General features: G+C 45.3%; 15 protein-coding genes. 7 read left to right on the forward strand and 8 right to left on the reverse strand.

The genetic code is table 11. From position 1 onward, the window contains the following. Positions 1-30: 30 nt before the first annotated feature. Entirely contained in the window at positions 31-1257 is a 1227-nt protein-coding gene (locus tag NYP55_RS02040) for a glycosyltransferase (RefSeq protein ID WP_018637507.1), read from the reverse strand. Further along, positions 1254-2894 (reverse strand): AI-2E family transporter, encoded by a 1641-nt coding sequence (locus NYP55_RS02045; protein WP_174191389.1) that lies wholly within the window; start codon positions 2892-2894, stop codon positions 1254-1256. Before NYP55_RS02045 ends, NYP55_RS02040 begins: the two co-directional genes overlap by 4 nt. 123 nt (positions 2895-3017) lie before the next feature. Between NYP55_RS02045 and glnA the strand changes: the two genes are divergently transcribed. Beyond that, positions 3018-4454, forward strand: a complete 1437-nt coding sequence (gene glnA, locus NYP55_RS02050) for a type I glutamate--ammonia ligase (protein ID WP_004112221.1) — start codon at positions 3018-3020, stop codon at positions 4452-4454. A 100-nt stretch (positions 4455-4554) separates the two neighbouring features. Here glnA and NYP55_RS02055 read toward each other — a convergent pair whose 3' ends face one another. The 5 genes from NYP55_RS02055 to infC form a co-directional block, all read right to left on the reverse strand. Then, positions 4555-5208, reverse strand: coding sequence for a peptide deformylase (locus tag NYP55_RS02055; RefSeq protein ID WP_004130015.1), 654 nt, complete (start codon positions 5206-5208; stop codon positions 4555-4557). Positions 5209-5538: 330 nt separating this feature from the next. Continuing rightward, positions 5539-6948 (reverse strand): phosphoglucosamine mutase, encoded by a 1410-nt coding sequence (gene glmM, locus NYP55_RS02060; protein WP_472781479.1) that lies wholly within the window; start codon positions 6946-6948, stop codon positions 5539-5541. Between the two features lie 241 nt (positions 6949-7189). Next, positions 7190-7573, reverse strand: coding sequence for a 50S ribosomal protein L20 (gene rplT / locus NYP55_RS02065; protein ID WP_004114536.1), 384 nt, complete (start codon positions 7571-7573; stop codon positions 7190-7192). Between the two features lie 54 nt (positions 7574-7627). Continuing rightward, positions 7628-7822, reverse strand: a complete 195-nt coding sequence (gene rpmI, locus NYP55_RS02070) for a 50S ribosomal protein L35 (protein WP_004112988.1) — start codon at positions 7820-7822, stop codon at positions 7628-7630. Then, positions 7803-8570 carry a translation initiation factor IF-3 gene (infC, locus tag NYP55_RS02075; RefSeq protein WP_016636400.1) on the reverse strand — a complete coding sequence of 256 codons (768 nt, stop codon included), beginning with the start codon at positions 8568-8570 and terminating at the stop codon, positions 7803-7805. The genes rpmI and infC overlap by 20 nt, the downstream gene beginning before the upstream one ends. Before the next feature lie 255 nt (positions 8571-8825). On the opposite strand from infC, the gene NYP55_RS02080 reads away from it, so the two are divergent. The 6 genes from NYP55_RS02080 to NYP55_RS02105 all read left to right on the forward strand — a co-directional run bounded on the left by NYP55_RS02080 (position 8826) and on the right by NYP55_RS02105 (position 14420). Then, positions 8826-9563: a thiamine diphosphokinase gene (locus tag NYP55_RS02080; protein ID WP_472781480.1), complete on the forward strand. Its 738-nt coding sequence runs from the start codon at positions 8826-8828 to the stop codon at positions 9561-9563. Positions 9564-9761: 198 nt separating this feature from the next. Then, positions 9762-10817 carry a type I glyceraldehyde-3-phosphate dehydrogenase gene (gene gap, locus NYP55_RS02085; RefSeq protein WP_004130004.1) on the forward strand — a complete coding sequence of 352 codons (1056 nt, stop codon included), beginning with the start codon at positions 9762-9764 and terminating at the stop codon, positions 10815-10817. Between the two features lie 95 nt (positions 10818-10912). After that, positions 10913-11413 carry a Cys-tRNA(Pro) deacylase gene (gene ybaK / locus NYP55_RS02090; protein WP_016794941.1) on the forward strand — a complete coding sequence of 167 codons (501 nt, stop codon included), beginning with the start codon at positions 10913-10915 and terminating at the stop codon, positions 11411-11413. 69 nt (positions 11414-11482) lie between these two features. Then, positions 11483-11557: a 50S ribosomal protein bL37 gene (locus tag NYP55_RS02095; RefSeq protein ID WP_369803150.1), complete on the forward strand. Its 75-nt coding sequence runs from the start codon at positions 11483-11485 to the stop codon at positions 11555-11557. 167 nt (positions 11558-11724) lie between these two features. Continuing rightward, on the forward strand, positions 11725-12495 hold the full coding sequence (locus tag NYP55_RS02100) for an exonuclease domain-containing protein (protein WP_018637528.1): 771 nt from the start codon (positions 11725-11727) through the stop codon (positions 12493-12495). Positions 12496-12638: 143 nt separating this feature from the next. Then, on the forward strand, positions 12639-14420 hold the full coding sequence (locus tag NYP55_RS02105; protein WP_472781481.1) for a UDP-N-acetylmuramoyl-L-alanyl-D-glutamate--2,6-diaminopimelate ligase: 1782 nt from the start codon (positions 12639-12641) through the stop codon (positions 14418-14420). Between the two features lie 74 nt (positions 14421-14494). Here NYP55_RS02105 and NYP55_RS02110 read toward each other — a convergent pair whose 3' ends face one another. After that, a complete protein-coding gene (locus tag NYP55_RS02110; protein ID WP_032839658.1) occupies positions 14495-15949 on the reverse strand; it encodes a bifunctional folylpolyglutamate synthase/dihydrofolate synthase in 1455 nt (484 codons plus the stop codon). Between the last annotated feature and the right edge of the window lie 147 nt (positions 15950-16096).

Consider the following 16096-nt stretch of genomic DNA (forward strand, 5'->3'; position numbering starts at 1 on the left):
GTCATGTCGTTCGCGCAGAACGCAGCAAAACTATCGCCCCGTGTGATGAATCGGCTTCCACTCGCTCTTAGAGAACACAGCTTGGAACGCAATCGGCACATACGAAAGCATAAAAATCGGGAAGCTAAGAACGTACGCAAAAAGCTCTTTGTTAGTGGCTCCAAGCTTATCGTGTTCTACAAGAATAGTAAGCGAAACAAACACCATCATACCCAAAACGCTTGTAACAGTAGTGGTTATAAAGCTAAGCGTTGAATCAATCTGACTTGCCCACGTAACAAATCCAAATGCTGCAAAGATAAATCCGAGTATAAGGCGAATAATCGCAAGCACCATAAACGGGCAAAGCATAAGCGTAAAATCAACCGACGAAAAATCGCGCTCGCGGATTCCGTGGCGTATAAGAGCCGCTCCGTAATATCTAAACACTTGCAAGAAGCCCTTACTCCAGCGCAGCCTTTGCCTCCAGCTTTGCCTAAACGATACAGGCTGCTCATCGTAAAGAACCGCCGACCCGCAATAACCCACTTTGTCGCCGTGCAAAATCGAGTCCATTGTAAACTCAAGATCTTCTGTAAGCAGGTGGAACTTCCACCCACGATTTCTGTGCATAATTTCGCGCGAAAACATGAATCCCGTTCCGCCTGCGTGGCAGCTAGACCCAAAAAGCATGCGCGAATTGTTGGTAAATCGCGATTCGCGTATAAACCACAATGCGGACCCAGAAGACACCCAATTATCCGATAGGTTCACGGAATTTCTGTAGCTTGTTAAAATCTGATACCCAGCGTGGAATCCCTTGTTCATCTCTTCAAAATAATGCAAATCCAGCTTATTGTCGGCGTCAAAAACAAAGTACGCGTCGTAATCTTTGTCTTTTCCAAGCTCCATTATGTGGTCCAAAAGGTAGCTAAGCGCGTAGCCCTTGCCAATATGCTGCTTATCGAATCGCTCTATAACATTGCACCCATACTTTCTTCCAACTTGCGCCGTGCTGTCTGTGCAATTGTCGGCAACTAGCCAAATATCTATTAGCTGTTGGTTATAAGTTTGATGCTGTATGCACTCTATAAGATTCCCGATTACAGCTTCCTCGTTTCGCGCAGATATTAAAACCGCGTAATGCTTGTCCATTGGCGCTGGAGGGAAAACCACTGGCTTTGCAATAAGCGACGCCACTGCGCAAACGCCTTGGTAAATAACGCTGCTCACGCCGATTATGATTACTAAAACGTCGAAAATAGACAAAAGAATCATTTATTCCACCCGCTTCGTGGATTTGTGTTTGTGTTCGATTTTTTGTTTTTACTTTCGCTTGGAATTGTAGCAGATTTATTTGCTTTCGACTTATCTTGCGACTCATCTTTAGCATTCGCATGCAACCCGTCGGCTGCTTGCGATTCGCGATCCGCTTGCCCACTATCCAAATCCGCATTTTCCGCGCGTTTCTTAGCAATATCGCGATTAACTGCATCTAGAACATCGCGCGAAATCGCCATAGTAGCAATATATCCAGAATCTTCTTGAGAATTTTGACTTTCATTAGAATCACTAGAAGAAAGGCTAGAATCACTAGAAGAAACATAAGCTTGCTTATACCAATACATAATGTCTTCATTAATCGAAACTCTAGAAGACGAGCCTTTCATAACTCGAAGAACCTTGTCTTTAACAGGCTTTACAAAACTATTGCCAATCGCTTCAACACTCGTAACCATAATCGACTTGCGATTAGGCTTTGGATCGTTCATTAATGGAGAATCAACAAGCTTGTACTGCTTTGTGCAAACCTTAAGAATAGCTTGCAAGCTGGCAGTAACAGGAAGCGCCAAAAATGCTCCAAGCGCCCCAAAAACAGCACCCATTACCAACACCGACAAAAATGCTACAGCAGGATTTAAGTCCATTGTTTTTTCGGAAATCTTAGGAGAAATCACCATGTTTTCAATCTGCTGATAGATGGTCACAAAAACAAGAACAGCCAAAGCTGACGCAAAACCGTTGGAACTCCAAGCAAACACGATTGGCAAAGCTCCACCCAAATACGTACCAATCGTAGGCACAAATTGCGAAACTATTCCACAAAACAGCGCAAGCGGAAGCCAATACGGAACTTTCATAAATATTAGGAAAATCGCAGTACCCGTTGCATTAATCGCAGCCAAAATTGTGCGCGAGAATAAGAAGCTCGATATTTGCTCTTGAACAACCGACCATATAAACAAAAATCGCCTTTGAGACTTAGGATTCAGCAAGCGGCACACGCTTCTACGCATTGCAGGACCTGCAGCCGAAATATAATAAGTAACCATCAAAATGGTAAGCAAATCAAGCAAAGCGGCCATCAAACCCCAGGTGGTGTTAAGTGCAAAACCGCCAAAATCCACAACCCACGATGTTTGAATGTTGCGCAAAATCTCCATTCCAAGCTGCTCGATATTTGGCATCTTAAATCCAGTGGAATTTAACACAAAATGCGCAAATTGGTTGTATAAATCAGGTAAACCAAGAACCATGGAAACAGCTTGTTGCACAAAAAGATTGCCAAAAAGAACAAGCAGCAAAATAATAACCGCAAGCAGCCCAACCAAGCTTGCCAAAGACGCAAAAGCCCTACTCCAACCGTGTTTTATAAGGCGCACAACAAGTGGCTCTATTGCCAACGCTATAAAAATGGAGATTACAACGTCGAAAACTATAAAAGCTATACTTCCCCACGCAAACCAAACAAAAATCGCAACAAACGCGGCGATTACCGCATACATAAGCGCGCGACTTAGCCAATCAGGAGGCCTTCGATTATCTCCCTTAGCTGGAAAAATCGAAGCTAAGTCGATTTTTGCGCTTGTGCCGTTGCTATCCATACGGCTTTCGTGGTTTTCTTTATTTGTCATAAATTCCATTGTACTTTACAAAGCGTGTAACACAATCGTAACCAGATAGTCGAGTCGCTGAAATACAAAATCATATATAACAATCTAAACTATTTACTGAGATTTTTATGAAAGGATCATGGCATGACCACTTTGCAAACTAAAGAAGATGCCGAGGCTTTGATTAAGCAAGAAGGCATTGAGTACGTATCTGTTCGATTTACTGATTTGATTGGTGTTCAGCAGCATTTTACTGTGCCAGCAAGCGAATTCTTAAACAGCGCATTTACGGATGGAATGGCTTTCGACGGCTCTTCTATGCAAGGATTCCAAGCTATTAACGAGTCCGACATGAAGCTTATTCCAGACGTAGACACCGCATACATTGACCCATTCCGCAAGCACAAGACTTTGAACGTTGCTTTTTCGATTGTGGATCCTGTAACAGACGAGCCTTATTCTAGGGATCCTCGCCAAGTTGCGATTAAAGCCGAAGCCTACTTAAAGGCAACTGGCATTGCCGATACCGCAAGCTTTGCGCCAGAAGCCGAGTTCTTTATTTTCGACAAGGTTCGTTTTGCAAACGACATGCAGCGCTCCTTCTACGAGGTGGATTCTAACGAGGCTCCATGGAATTCTGGCATCGACACCGAAGACGATGGCAGCAACAACATTGGTTTTAAGAATCGCGTAAAGCACGGATACTTCCCTGTGCCACCTGTTGATCACAACCAAGACTTGCGCGACGACATGGTTTACAATCTTCAAAAGGTTGGCTTGATTCTTGAGCGTTCTCACCACGAGGTTGGCGGAGCAGGCCAGCAGGAGATTAACTACCGTTACAACACGCTTGTTCACGCTGGCGACGACTTAATGAAGTACAAGTATGTTGTTCACGAGACCGCTGCTTTGGCTGGCAAGGCTGCAACATTTATGCCAAAGCCAATTGCTGGAGATAACGGCACTGGCATGCATTGCCATCAATCGCTTTGGAAAGATGGCAAGCCATTGTTCTATGCGGAAACTGGTTATGCTCAGCTTTCCGATATTGCGCGTTGGTACATTGGCGGCCTTATTAAGCACGCGTCTTCTGTGCTCGCTTTTACAAATCCTTCGCTTAACTCTTATCACCGCTTGGTTCCAGGCTACGAAGCTCCAGTCAACTTGGTTTACTCTGCTCGTAACCGTTCTGCAGCTATTCGTATTCCTCTTGCTGGCGAGGCTCCTTCTGCTAAGCGTATTGAATTCCGCGCGCCAGATCCTTCGTGCAACCCATTCTTGGCGTTCTCTGCTCAGCTTATGGCTGGCTTAGACGGCATTATGAACCACATTGAGCCTCCTGCTCCTGTTGATAAGGATTTGTACGAGCTTCCTCCAGAAGAGCACGACGGCATTAAGCAGGTCCCTTCTTCGCTTGGTGAAGCTTTGCAGGCTTTGGAAGAAGATCACGACTTCCTTATGCAAGGAGATGTGTTTACTAGCGACTTGATTGAGACTTGGCTTAATCTAAAGCACGAAGAGATGGATATGGCTCGTTTGGCTCCAACGCCACTTGAGTATGAGCTTTACTTCCACATCTGATAGCAACTACGTAACAATGCGTAATAACTCGCGATAAGCGATAAGCAAATCCCCCGCAAGAAAACTTGTGGGGGATTTTAATTTACATTAGTCTTTTATTTTAAATCGCAAATCCGAGTGTTCTAGCAGCGTTTACAGGAACTGCCTCATCTGCCCAATAATCCTCAAGGTTTTCGTCGCTAGAAAGCGAGCGCATTTCTGCGCGATCAATGTAAAGCTCACCGCGTAAATGATCCGTCTCGTGCTGGAAGATTCGCGCTGGCCAACCGTGCAAGCGCTGCGAATGCTGCTTTCCATCCTCGTCTTGCCAAGTGGCTTGAATGTCTAGCCAGCGCTGACGAACAGCTTGATACCCTGCAACACTTAAGCAGCCCTCGTAAAAACTGCGCGTTTGCGTGCCAATTGGCTCATAGTGCGGATTAATAATCGCTCTAAATGGCAATTCCGCAATATCTCTAGGGTCGTCTTCGTCGTCTCTAACGTGATCTTCTACAACCGCAATCGCTAATCCAAGCCCGATTTGCGGCGCAGCCAAACCAACACCTGGAGCGTCTAGCATAGTGCTGTGCATAAGCGAAATAAGTTTGTTAAGCGTTGCGCGCGTAAGCTGACCATCGTAAGCAACCGTGCGCTGCCTTAAAACAGGCTCCCCTGCTTGAACAATCGACAAAACACCATCTTCTGTAGCAGAATCCAAAAGTCGCTCTACTGCGCGGCTAAGCTTAGTATCGACACTTGCGTGATGCGTAAACATAGGACTCCTTTACCCATGCGATTCATAAAACTTCTAACTCTATAAGTCTAACTTTGACTATTGTTGATAAAACACGTACATCAACAACAATACCAAAAGAGCTAGTATATCAAGATTATCCGCTTTTTGTAGCTCTAAACGGCGTGTCTAACAACAAAAAGCGGAATATAACTCCGCACTTTGTACCATATTTGACCCAAATCACGTACAAAAAGCGGAAAAGATTGACGCATTTTGTACCAAATTCGACCCAAATCACGTACAAAACCCGTCAAACAACTCCGCACTTTGTACCAAATTTGAGCCAAATCACGTACAAAGTCGGTAAAACTACAACTTAAGATTATCCGTTACAACTTGTGCAAGTCGCGCGCAAACCTCATCTGCTTGCTCTTGCGTTGCAGCTTCGCACATAACGCGCACGAGTGGCTCCGTTCCGCTTGGTCTAAGAAGAACGCGACCCGTGTCTCCCAAAAGCGCACTTTCCTTCTCTACAGCATTAAGAACAGCAGCATTTGTCTTAGCAGCCATCTTATCTACATTCGGCACATTTACCAGGCATTGCGGAAGCTGCGGAAAGTCGGCAGCCATTTGCGAAAGCTTCTTGCCCTCGCGCACAACCTCGCGGCACAACGTAAGCGCTGTAAGAGTGCCATCTCCCGTGGTTGCAAACTCGCGATTAATCACGTGCCCAGACTGCTCGCCGCCAAGAGAATAATCGCCTCTAAGCATCTCTTCTAGAACGTAGCGATCTCCAACGCTTGTTTGAACAGTAGAAATGCCCATGTCTTTTAGCGCAAGCTTTAATCCAAGATTGCTCATTACAGTAACAACAAGAGTATTGTGATTCAGCTTGCCTTCGGCCTTCTTAGAACGCGCAAGAATGCCCATAATTTGGTCGCCATTAACCATGTTTCCGTTTTCGTCTACAGCCAAGCAGCGATCCGCATCTCCGTCGAAAGCCACTCCTAAATCGGCCTTAGATGCCTTAACCATGGCTTGCAACTGCTCTGGATGTGTGGAACCCGCGTGATCGTTAATGTTGTAGCCGTCTGGAGATGCGTTAATAACAATCACTTCTGCACCAGCTCTGCGCAATGCTTCTGGAGCTACTACAGACGTTGCACCGTTTGCGCAATCCGCCACCACTCTAAGACCTGCAAGAGGCTTAGGACGAGTAGAAGACTCACTACTTAAAGGCGCTACAGAAGAAACAAGATGATCAATATAAAGATTTGTAGCCGTAGTAGTATCGTGACTGATTCGCCCAACGCCGCTTCCCGTAGGACGCTGCCAATCCTTGCCTAAAACCGCCTCAATCTCGTCTTCTTTACTGTCTGGAAGCTTAAAACCTCCGCGCGCAAAGAACTTGATTCCATTATCTGGCATTGGATTATGCGAAGCAGATATTACTGCACCCATCTCTACGTTTAGCACAGAAGTTAAAAAGGCCACGCCAGGAGTTGGGATTATGCCAGCGTCTATAACGTCAAATCCGCCTGCACTCATGCCTGCAGCTAAAGCGGACGCTAGAAAATCACCAGAAACGCGAGTATCGCGACCAACCAGCGCCCTTCTCCTAGCGTGCATCTTTTTCCCTGTATCTTCGCTATTTGACTCGCTGCTATGCGTTTCTCCTAAAACACGGACGGCAGCATCGCCTAAATCTAACGCTAATTGTGCAGTCAAATCGCGATTTGCTAATCCTCTAACGCCATCGGTACCGAACATATTTGGCATAATCAGACTCTTTCAATTAGATTTCAAAAAACACACTGCATTCCATTTTACTCTGCAATGCGCTAGACGCGCCACAGTTTCACCCTACGACTTAAGCACTTAATAATTAAACACAAAACCAGGTTATGAATCTAATATATGCACAAAAACAATTAAGTCCGCCTAAAAAGACGGACTTAATATTTAATGCTATTTAATGCTTAAAGTGATTAAATCACTCAATAAAACCGATAATCTAAAATCAGGCCTCTACTGGAGCATTAACATCTGCAGGCAAAGCAGCCTTAGCAGCTTCGACGATTGCCTTAAAGGTTTCAACATCGCTAACAGCAAGCTCGGCCAAAGCGCGGCGATCCAATTCGATGCCAGCTAAGCGCAAGCCCTGAATAAAGCGGTTGTAGGTGATTCCTTCTGCGCGAACAGCAGCGTTAATGCGCTGAATCCACAACTTGCGGAAGTCGCCCTTGCGAGCCTTGCGGTCGCGGAAGTTATAAGTAAATGAGTGAAGCAGCTGTTCCTTTGCCTTGCGATAAAGGCGGGAACGCTGACCGCGATAACCCGAAGCCCTATCAAGAACAACGCGACGCTTCTTGTGAGCATTAACTGCGCGTTTTACTCGTGCCATAAGTATTCCTCAGCTTTCTTAAAAATTTTTAATTGCGTCTTCGTTTTACTGCACTTACTTAGCTAGCAAGCCCTTCAAATTCTTGCTCTGTGCTGTAGCTAAAACCTTATCTGCAGACAAAGCACGACGCTTACGAGCAGACTTATGCTCCAAGTTGTGGCGCATTGCGCTACCATCGTGCATTACCTTACCAGTGCCGGTGAGGCGAACGCGCTTGGACGCTGCGGAATTAGTTTTCATCTTCGGCATTGCTGCCCTCCTTATGATTCTGATCAGATTCTACAGAAGCTTTTGCGGACACATCGGCCGCTGCCTGAGCTCCTTGCTTTGCCGCAAGTCGTGCTGCTTGACGAGCTTGACGCTCTGCGCGCGATTCAGCGCCTCTACGACGCTGCTCAGACTGAGTATGAATCTTTTTACCCTTAGGCGCGAGAGTCATTATTATGTTACGACCCTCTTGCTTAGGGGCAAACTCCACGGTTCCACTTTCGGAAACCTCATCTGCAAGCCTACGCAATAACTCAACTCCGCCTACAGGCCTCGACTGTTCGCGGCCACGCAGCATAATGGTGACTTTTACTTTGTCTCCACCATTTAGGAATCGAAGAACATGACCCTTCTTAACGTCGAAATCGTGATCGTCAATCTTGAGTCGGAAACGAATTTCCTTAATCTCGGCCGTACTTTGATTACGACGCGCTTCACGAGCCTTAATCTTCTCGTTGTACTTGTACTTACCGTAGTCAATAAGCTTGGCTACAGGAGGCTTAGCAGTAGGCGCAACCTCTACAAGATCGAGGTTTGCTTCCTTTGCTAGGTTCAACGCTACCGAGGTCGCAATAACACCCACCTGCTCGCCTTTCGGACCGATAAGGCGTACTTGTGAGACGCGAATCTCTTCGTTAATGCGTGGTTCGTCGCTAATGATGACTCCAATCCTTGTTAAAACAGTGGAACAGCGCACCAAAAGGTCAAAGATAAATTCAAGTTCAAACATCAATCAAATGCGCTTAAGAATAGCGCTATAGCAAGCATATTGCTACGTGACCGAAGTCATGAACCCGAAACCCTTTAGGCTTCCAGGTGGGATATACCACTTTCTTGATTACTCAAGCCAAATATTCATTCTACTTGAAGCCTTGACAATAATCAACCATGATCAAAAATACTAAACAAGTCGCATTAAATCTCAACAAGCCGCAACAAAACACGCGATATAATCGCAATTCCGCGCGCGCGATATTATATGACTATGGAGCCTTTGAAGCGCTGCGTTGTTTTAGCAGCTGGAGATTATTACGACCATACGCGCGAACACGTTCCTGATCGCGCTTTAACTATTGCAGCCGATGGTGGCTGGGATCATGCGTGCAGACTTGGTTTGCATGTTGATGCTCTAATTGGCGACTTTGACTCCGTGCGATTAAAACTCCCAACAGACGCTGCGATTACGCGACTTCCTGCCGAAAAAGATGACCCTGATTTGCTTTCTGCTCTTAAAGTTGGCTGGTCTAAAGGCTCTAGAGAATTCCATATTTTTGGCGGCTTAGGCGGCCGCGTTGATCACACGATTTCCAACATTCAACTTATGGTTCGACTTGCAGTTAGAGGCGGAATTGGATTCTTGTATGGAGACGGCACGATTGTTACAGCAATTCACAACGGTTCCCTTGACTTTCCTGCGTCAGGCGGCCCCGAAGGCCGAATGGTTTCTGTGTTCTCACACACGCCTATTTCTAGCGATGTAAACGAGATTGGTCTTAAATATCAACTTCAGCACGAAACTATGTATGGCGATGCCGTTCAAGGATTAAGCAACGAATTACTAAACGACACTCCTGCGCATATTGACGTTCACGAAGGCACTCTTGTAATCACATTCCCTATAGACGCTCCACTGCCGCAAGTTAGCTGGTTTAAGCGACCAGTTGGCGATTTGGGAGATGTAAACGCTAGTGTTTCAAGCGCTCTCGCCGTTTCGCCAAAGTAGTGCGAATAATCGCAAATGCGCGATGCAACAAGGCAAAATGTTGCACAAGTGTAATACAAAATGATGCACTAACGTAGTACATGCCGCACATTAAAATGAACATGTTAGTTTAAATAACGAAGACCAAAAACGTATTGTTAAAAATCGCGAAAAATCGCAAAAACCGTGCGTTAAGGTTTCACTCAAGGGAGATCACACATGACAGTCAAGATTGGTATTAACGGCTTTGGACGTATCGGCCGTTTGGCATTCCGTCGTATTTTTGAGCTTCAAGCTCGTGGCGGTCAAGCTGGCGATATTGAAGTCGCAGCCATCAACGATCTGACCACTCCTTCAATGCTTGCTTACTTGCTTAAGTACGACAGCACTCATGGCACTTTCCGCCACGACGATGGCACCCCAGTTGAGGTGACTTCCACCGAAGACGCAATCGTGGTAGATGGCAAGACTTACAAGGTTTACGCCGAAAAAGACGCAAACAACATTCCATGGGTTAAGAACGATGGTGTTGAGTTCGTGCTCGAGTGCACTGGTTTCTACACTTCTGCAGAAAAGTCCCAGGCTCACTTGAACGCTGGAGCTAAGAAGGTTCTTATCTCTGCTCCTGCTAAAGACGAAACCACTCCAACCGTTGTGTTTGGTGTAAACCAAGAGATCTTAAAGCCAACCGATAACATTGTGTCTGCTGGCTCTTGCACCACCAACTCCATGGCTGCAATGGTTAAGCTTTTGCAAGATAAGTGGGGCATTAAGTCTGGCTTTATGACCACTATCCACGCTTACACTGGCACCCAGATGATTCTCGACGGCCCACGCGGCTCCAAGCCACGCAACAACCGTTCTGCTGCTTGCAACACAATCGAGCACTCCACTGGTGCTGCTAAGGCAATCGGCAAGGTTGTTCCAGAGGTTAATGGCAAGCTTCAGGGTCACGCTCAGCGTATTCAGGTTCCAGATGGATCCGTTACCGAGTTGACTACTGTTCTCGAGAAGCCAGCAACCACCGAAGAAATCAACGAAGCCTTTAAGAAGGCATTCGAAAACTGCGATTACTTTGGCTACAACGCCGATAGCATTGTGTCTTCCGACATTATTGGCGATACCCACGGTGGCGTTTTCGATCCAACTCAAACCGACGTTAACACTGTTGACGGCGTAACCTTGGCTCGTACCGTTACCTTCTACGACAACGAATACGGCTTTACTGCTAACATGATTCGCACATTGCTTTACTTCGCTGAGATTGCTGAGTAAAATTAGCGAAACAAATAAAGCTAAATAAAGCTACAAACCCCTTGCGGTGACTCATCGCAGGGGGTTTTCGCAACGCATTGCACACGGGGGTAAAAATGGGCAAAAAACATGCTACAACAGGCAAAGCAACGCCAGCAATCTCACAGTTAGAGAACGCTGGAATCACATTCCGCGTTGTTGACTACGAGCACGATGCAGATCATATGGATGAAGGCTACGGCATGGAAGCAGCGCAAAAATTAGGCGTAAACGCAGAGCAAGTTTGCAAAACGCTTATGGTAGACACAGGCGAAAAGCGCGTAGTCGGCATTGTGCCAGTAAACGCTCGATTAAGCATGAAGGCGATTGCGAGCGCAGTAAATGCCAAAAAAGCCAGCATGACAAGCCCAGACGTAGCTCAACGAGAAAGTGGCTATGTTGTTGGCGGAATCAGCCCATTTGGTCAGCGCACTCATCACGAAACTGTGTTGGACGCTAGCGTTATGCACTTTGACGAGATTCTTGTTTCTGGAGGAAAACGCGGTCTTGACGTTGTTCTAAATCCAAACGATTTGGTTAGCTTGCTTAACGCGACTGTGGCAAATATTCTAGCTTAAAGCTAGCAAACGTCGTGGCAACGTGCGATAATCCGTAAGGTTGTTCATTTTAATCGTTAGGAGTTTATTATGGGTATGCGTGGACGCAAGCGCAAGGCTCGCCGCAAAAAGGCAGCAAATCACGGCAAAAGGCCAAATGCTTAATGCAAATGCTTAATGCAAATGCTTAATACGTTTGATTTGCGTATAAATTTGTAACTAAAAGCCCACGGATTTATTACCGTGGGTTTTTTGTTTACGTGATTTTTAATCAAACTACCAAACGACTCAAAACGCACGCAAGGGTCTTCGCTGCATTCTAGGATTATTGCATGGCAAAGAACATAGATGAGTTGCTAGAAGCACTAGAAAAAGCACCGCAGCAAGATAAAAACACAACATTGTGCAAATCAATGCTGCTTGGCTTCGACACAGAAACAACGGGCGCGATTATTGGCAGTGATTCAATATGCTCTGCAACGCTCGTTTTTAGAGACCCAGCGCGTGGGCGTAACAATGACGTTATTGCAACGTGGCTTGTAAACCCGCATAAGCAAATCAACCCTAAAGCAAGCGAAGTAAACGGCTTTACAAACGAGTTTTTGCAAGAAAACGGAGGCGAACCAACTCAAGAAATCGAATTACTTGGAAAAGCCATTAGCCTTGCACAAAGCAAGAATATTCCACTTCTTGCATACAATGCGCCTTTTGACGTTAAAATGCTAAATCATGATTTGCAAAGATGGAGTCTTGACTCTTTGCAAAATCGCCCAAAAAGCACAATTAATGGCGGCGAGATGCTTATTGTAGACCCGCTTGTTATAGATAGAGCCATTTCTAAGCGCACTGGCAAACGCACACTTACATACACAACGCAGTTTTACGGCGTGGAGCCAATTGGCAATTTTCACGATGCTACAGCAGATACAGTTGCTGCAGTTGATTTGATTGAGCCTATAAGCGAGTTGCACGAAAACGTTGCAAATCTTAAGTTATGCGAGATTATGACTTGGCAGCGAGACGCTTACGCAAAGTGGAAATTAAACTTTGATAGCTGGCTTAAGTCTAAAGGAAGACCAGCTAGCGAAGGAAACTGGCTGTGATTAATGGCGATTCTTGTGCAATTTGCGCGCGGAAAAATCGCAAGCAGCCGCACATCAAATAAGCACAACTAAAATAAAATAAAATCAACTAAAATAAAACGTAAATAATAAAAATAACACGGAAAACAACACGGAAAAGCGAAATGCCTTTACAAAAATTATCTCTAGACGAAGCATGCAATATTTTGTTGAAGCAAAATCTTTTGCGAGAAATAATACAAAATAAAAGCGCACAAAAACATGACGATTTAACGCACGAAAACGACCAAACTTGGTCAATCGATGCTAGCGATTTTAATGGCCACTCAAAGCCGTACAGCCATATAACGTACGATTCGCGCGATATTAAGCCAAACACATTGCTTTTTATTAAGGGCAATTTTAAGCCAGAATATCTTAAAGACGCAGATAAAAATGGCTTAAACGCATACGTTGCTCAGGATTGCTACGCGGAATACACTAATGCGGTTGGGTTGATTGTAACAGACGTTCGTAAAGCAATGAGTGTGCTTTCGGCTGCGTTCTTTAACAATCCGCAAGAAAAGCTTACGACTATTGGCATTACGGGAACAAAAGGCAAAACAACCACAGCATACTTTACTCATGCTATTTTGAACGCACATTCTAATGGCAAAGCGGCGCTATTCTCTTCGGTAGACAATTGTTTAGACGGTAAAACATATGTTGAGTCGGACTTGACTACGCCAGAAAGCCTAGACGCGTTTAGAATGATGAGCCAGGCTGTAGAAAATGGCATGAAATACCTTGTTATGGAGGTTTCGTCGCAAGCGTACAAAGTCAACCGCGTGTATGGATTGCACTTTAATGTTGCGGCATTTTTGAACATTAGCCCAGATCACATAAGCCCAATCGAACACCCGACTTTTGAAGATTATTTGTATTGCAAGCGTCAAATCGTAAAAAATACGGATGCACTTGTGCTTAATGCGGATTGCGCGCATGCGGATTTGCTTCTTCAAGACGCACAAAAAAATGGCGTAAAAGTCACGACTTTTTCCAGAATACACAAAGAAGAACTAGACGGAAATACTTGCAATTGCCCAGAATGCAGCGATTATTCCGATATTCATCCTTACGAAAACAGCGAAAAATACCCAGAGCTTGTTTTGCCAAGGTATGTAGCGATACCAGAGCCGCAAGGGTTGAAAGAATCGCAAGAATTACCAAGTTCGCAAGAGCATTGTATTGCGATTTTGGAAGGCGAAGCTAGCGAGTACGTAAATCAAGACATGCCTAATTACAGCGCTATAGACAAATTCAATCTAAAGATTGCTGGCGACTTTAACTACGAGAACGCATTGGCTGCGATTGCAATTGCACAAAACGCGCAACCAGATTTAATCAACAATGTTGAAGCTTTGCACGCGATTGAAAACGTTGAAATTCCAGGGCGCATGGAGATTTTTGAGGATCCAAAATCCAACACGATTGCAATCGTTGACTACGCGCATAATTACGTTTCTGTAAAAGCGCTACTGGACTTTGTTGAAGAAAGATACGCAAGCCAGAGTTTATACACTACTCTTGTTACGGGGTCTGCTGGAAACAAAGCTTACGACAGACGCAAAGAGATTGTTCAAGCTGCGCAAAATCGAATCGACGAGTTTGTGTTTACAATCGAAGACACAAACACCGAAGATCCAATGGATATTTGCAACGATATGCAATCTTGCATAACAATCCCAAGCGTTAAGTCGCAAATAATAATCGATAGAACGCAAGCGATTGAGCACAGCGTAAACGAAGCTAGAGAGCGCGGCGAGCACAGCAAACGCGATGAAGATAACGACTTATTAAGCGTAATCCTCATTATTGGAAAGGGCGACGAGCGCTGGATTAAGCACAACAACAAGCACGTTCCTTACGAAAGCGATTCGCTTGTTATTAAGCGCCTATTTAGCTAGTTTAGCTAAGCGCCTATTTAGCTAGCGGCTCTTTAGCTAGCAACTCTTTAGCTCAAGTCAATCCGTAGCTAAAGTCATTCCGCAAGATTTGGATGAACGTTAGCGCGTTGATCTTTTGGCTTCTTTAAGTCTGGATTAACGCGCTCAATCAGCATAGTGCGCGCATCTCCTGCTGTAACAAAGCTACCGCAAATCAGCACTCCGTGACCATACCCAACTCCAAGCTCATCGTCTTCGTCAACAAGATTCACTGCCGTTTGAATAGCGTCTGGAAGATCGTCAACGCGAATCACGCGATCTTTACCAAACACGCCAATCGCAATCTTCTCTAGGTCTTTAGGGTCCATCACGCGGTCGCGCCAAGAGTTACGCGTAACAATAATCTTAGTTAAAATCGGCTCAAGAACACCTAAATATTCTTCAACTTGTTTATCTGCCATCATTGCCACAACGCCAATAAGCTGCTCAAAATTATAGTTTTCTTCGATTGTTTTACGAAGAGACTCAGCAGCATTAACATTGTGGCCGCCGTCAATAATAATCGTTGGAGAAGTGCGAACTTGCTCAATTCGGCCAGGAACCTTAACTTGACTCAAAGCCTCGGCAACCAAATCGCCGTCTAAAGCGCCATTTACAGGCAGAACAACCTCCGCAGCAGCAAGCGCCGCCAAAGCATTATGCGACTGATGCACACCAAACTTATCTATTGGAACATCTTCATAAGTGCCATTTGGAGTTCGCAAAGTGGCAACTTGACCACCAACAGCTGGAGTGCGCGAAACAACCTCCAACTCGCCGCTTCCGTCACTAAAGTCGCGTAAAAGCTTGGCATTATTGCGATTTGCCACCTCTTGAATAATCGGCAAAACTTGCGATTCGTGTGGCTGCGGCCCCAAAATCACAGTGCAATTTGGCTTAATAATCCCAGCCTTTGTGCGCGCAATCTCTTCAACCGTGTTTCCAAGCCATTGCATGTGGTCCATGTCTACAGGGCCAATAATCGCAGCATCCGCGTTCATAACATTAGTGGCGTCCCATTCGCCGCCCATGCCAACTTCCATCACAGCAACATCTACAGGAGCGTCAGCAAAAGCCCAAATCGCCATAGCTGTAAGCACTTCAAAAAAGCTCATGCGCGGCTTGCCATCAGCATCCATGCGAGCGTCAACCATGTTTATAATGTCTTTCATTTGATCAAACACGTCAACAAACTGGTCATCGCTAATTTCTTGACCGTCAATCATAATTCGCTCATTTACGCGTTGCAAATGCGGCGAAGTGTAAAGACCCGTGCGCAAACCGTACGCGCGGCAAATCGCCTCCGCCATGCGCGCCGTGGAGCCTTTGCCATTGGTGCCAGTAATGTGAATCACGTGCATAGACTGCTCTGGATGCCCCAAAATATCAAGAATTAAGCGCATTCTATCTAAATCAAGATTTGTCTTGTTATGCTCTGGAGCGCGGCTCATAATATCTCGCTCAACGTCAACAATTCGCTCATTGGTGCGATTTGGATGTTCCATCGACATTTTGTGCTCCCCTATTTTTGATTTACGTTTTCGGATTTACGTTTCGCTCATTTTTCCAACTATCTAGATTAATAACTGTAGTGTTTTTGTACCTGATTTACGGCGTGTCGAGCAACAAAAAGCGGAAATAGAGTTTGCGTTGAATAA

This window comes from Gardnerella sp. c10Ua_31 (genome assembly GCF_055700915.1).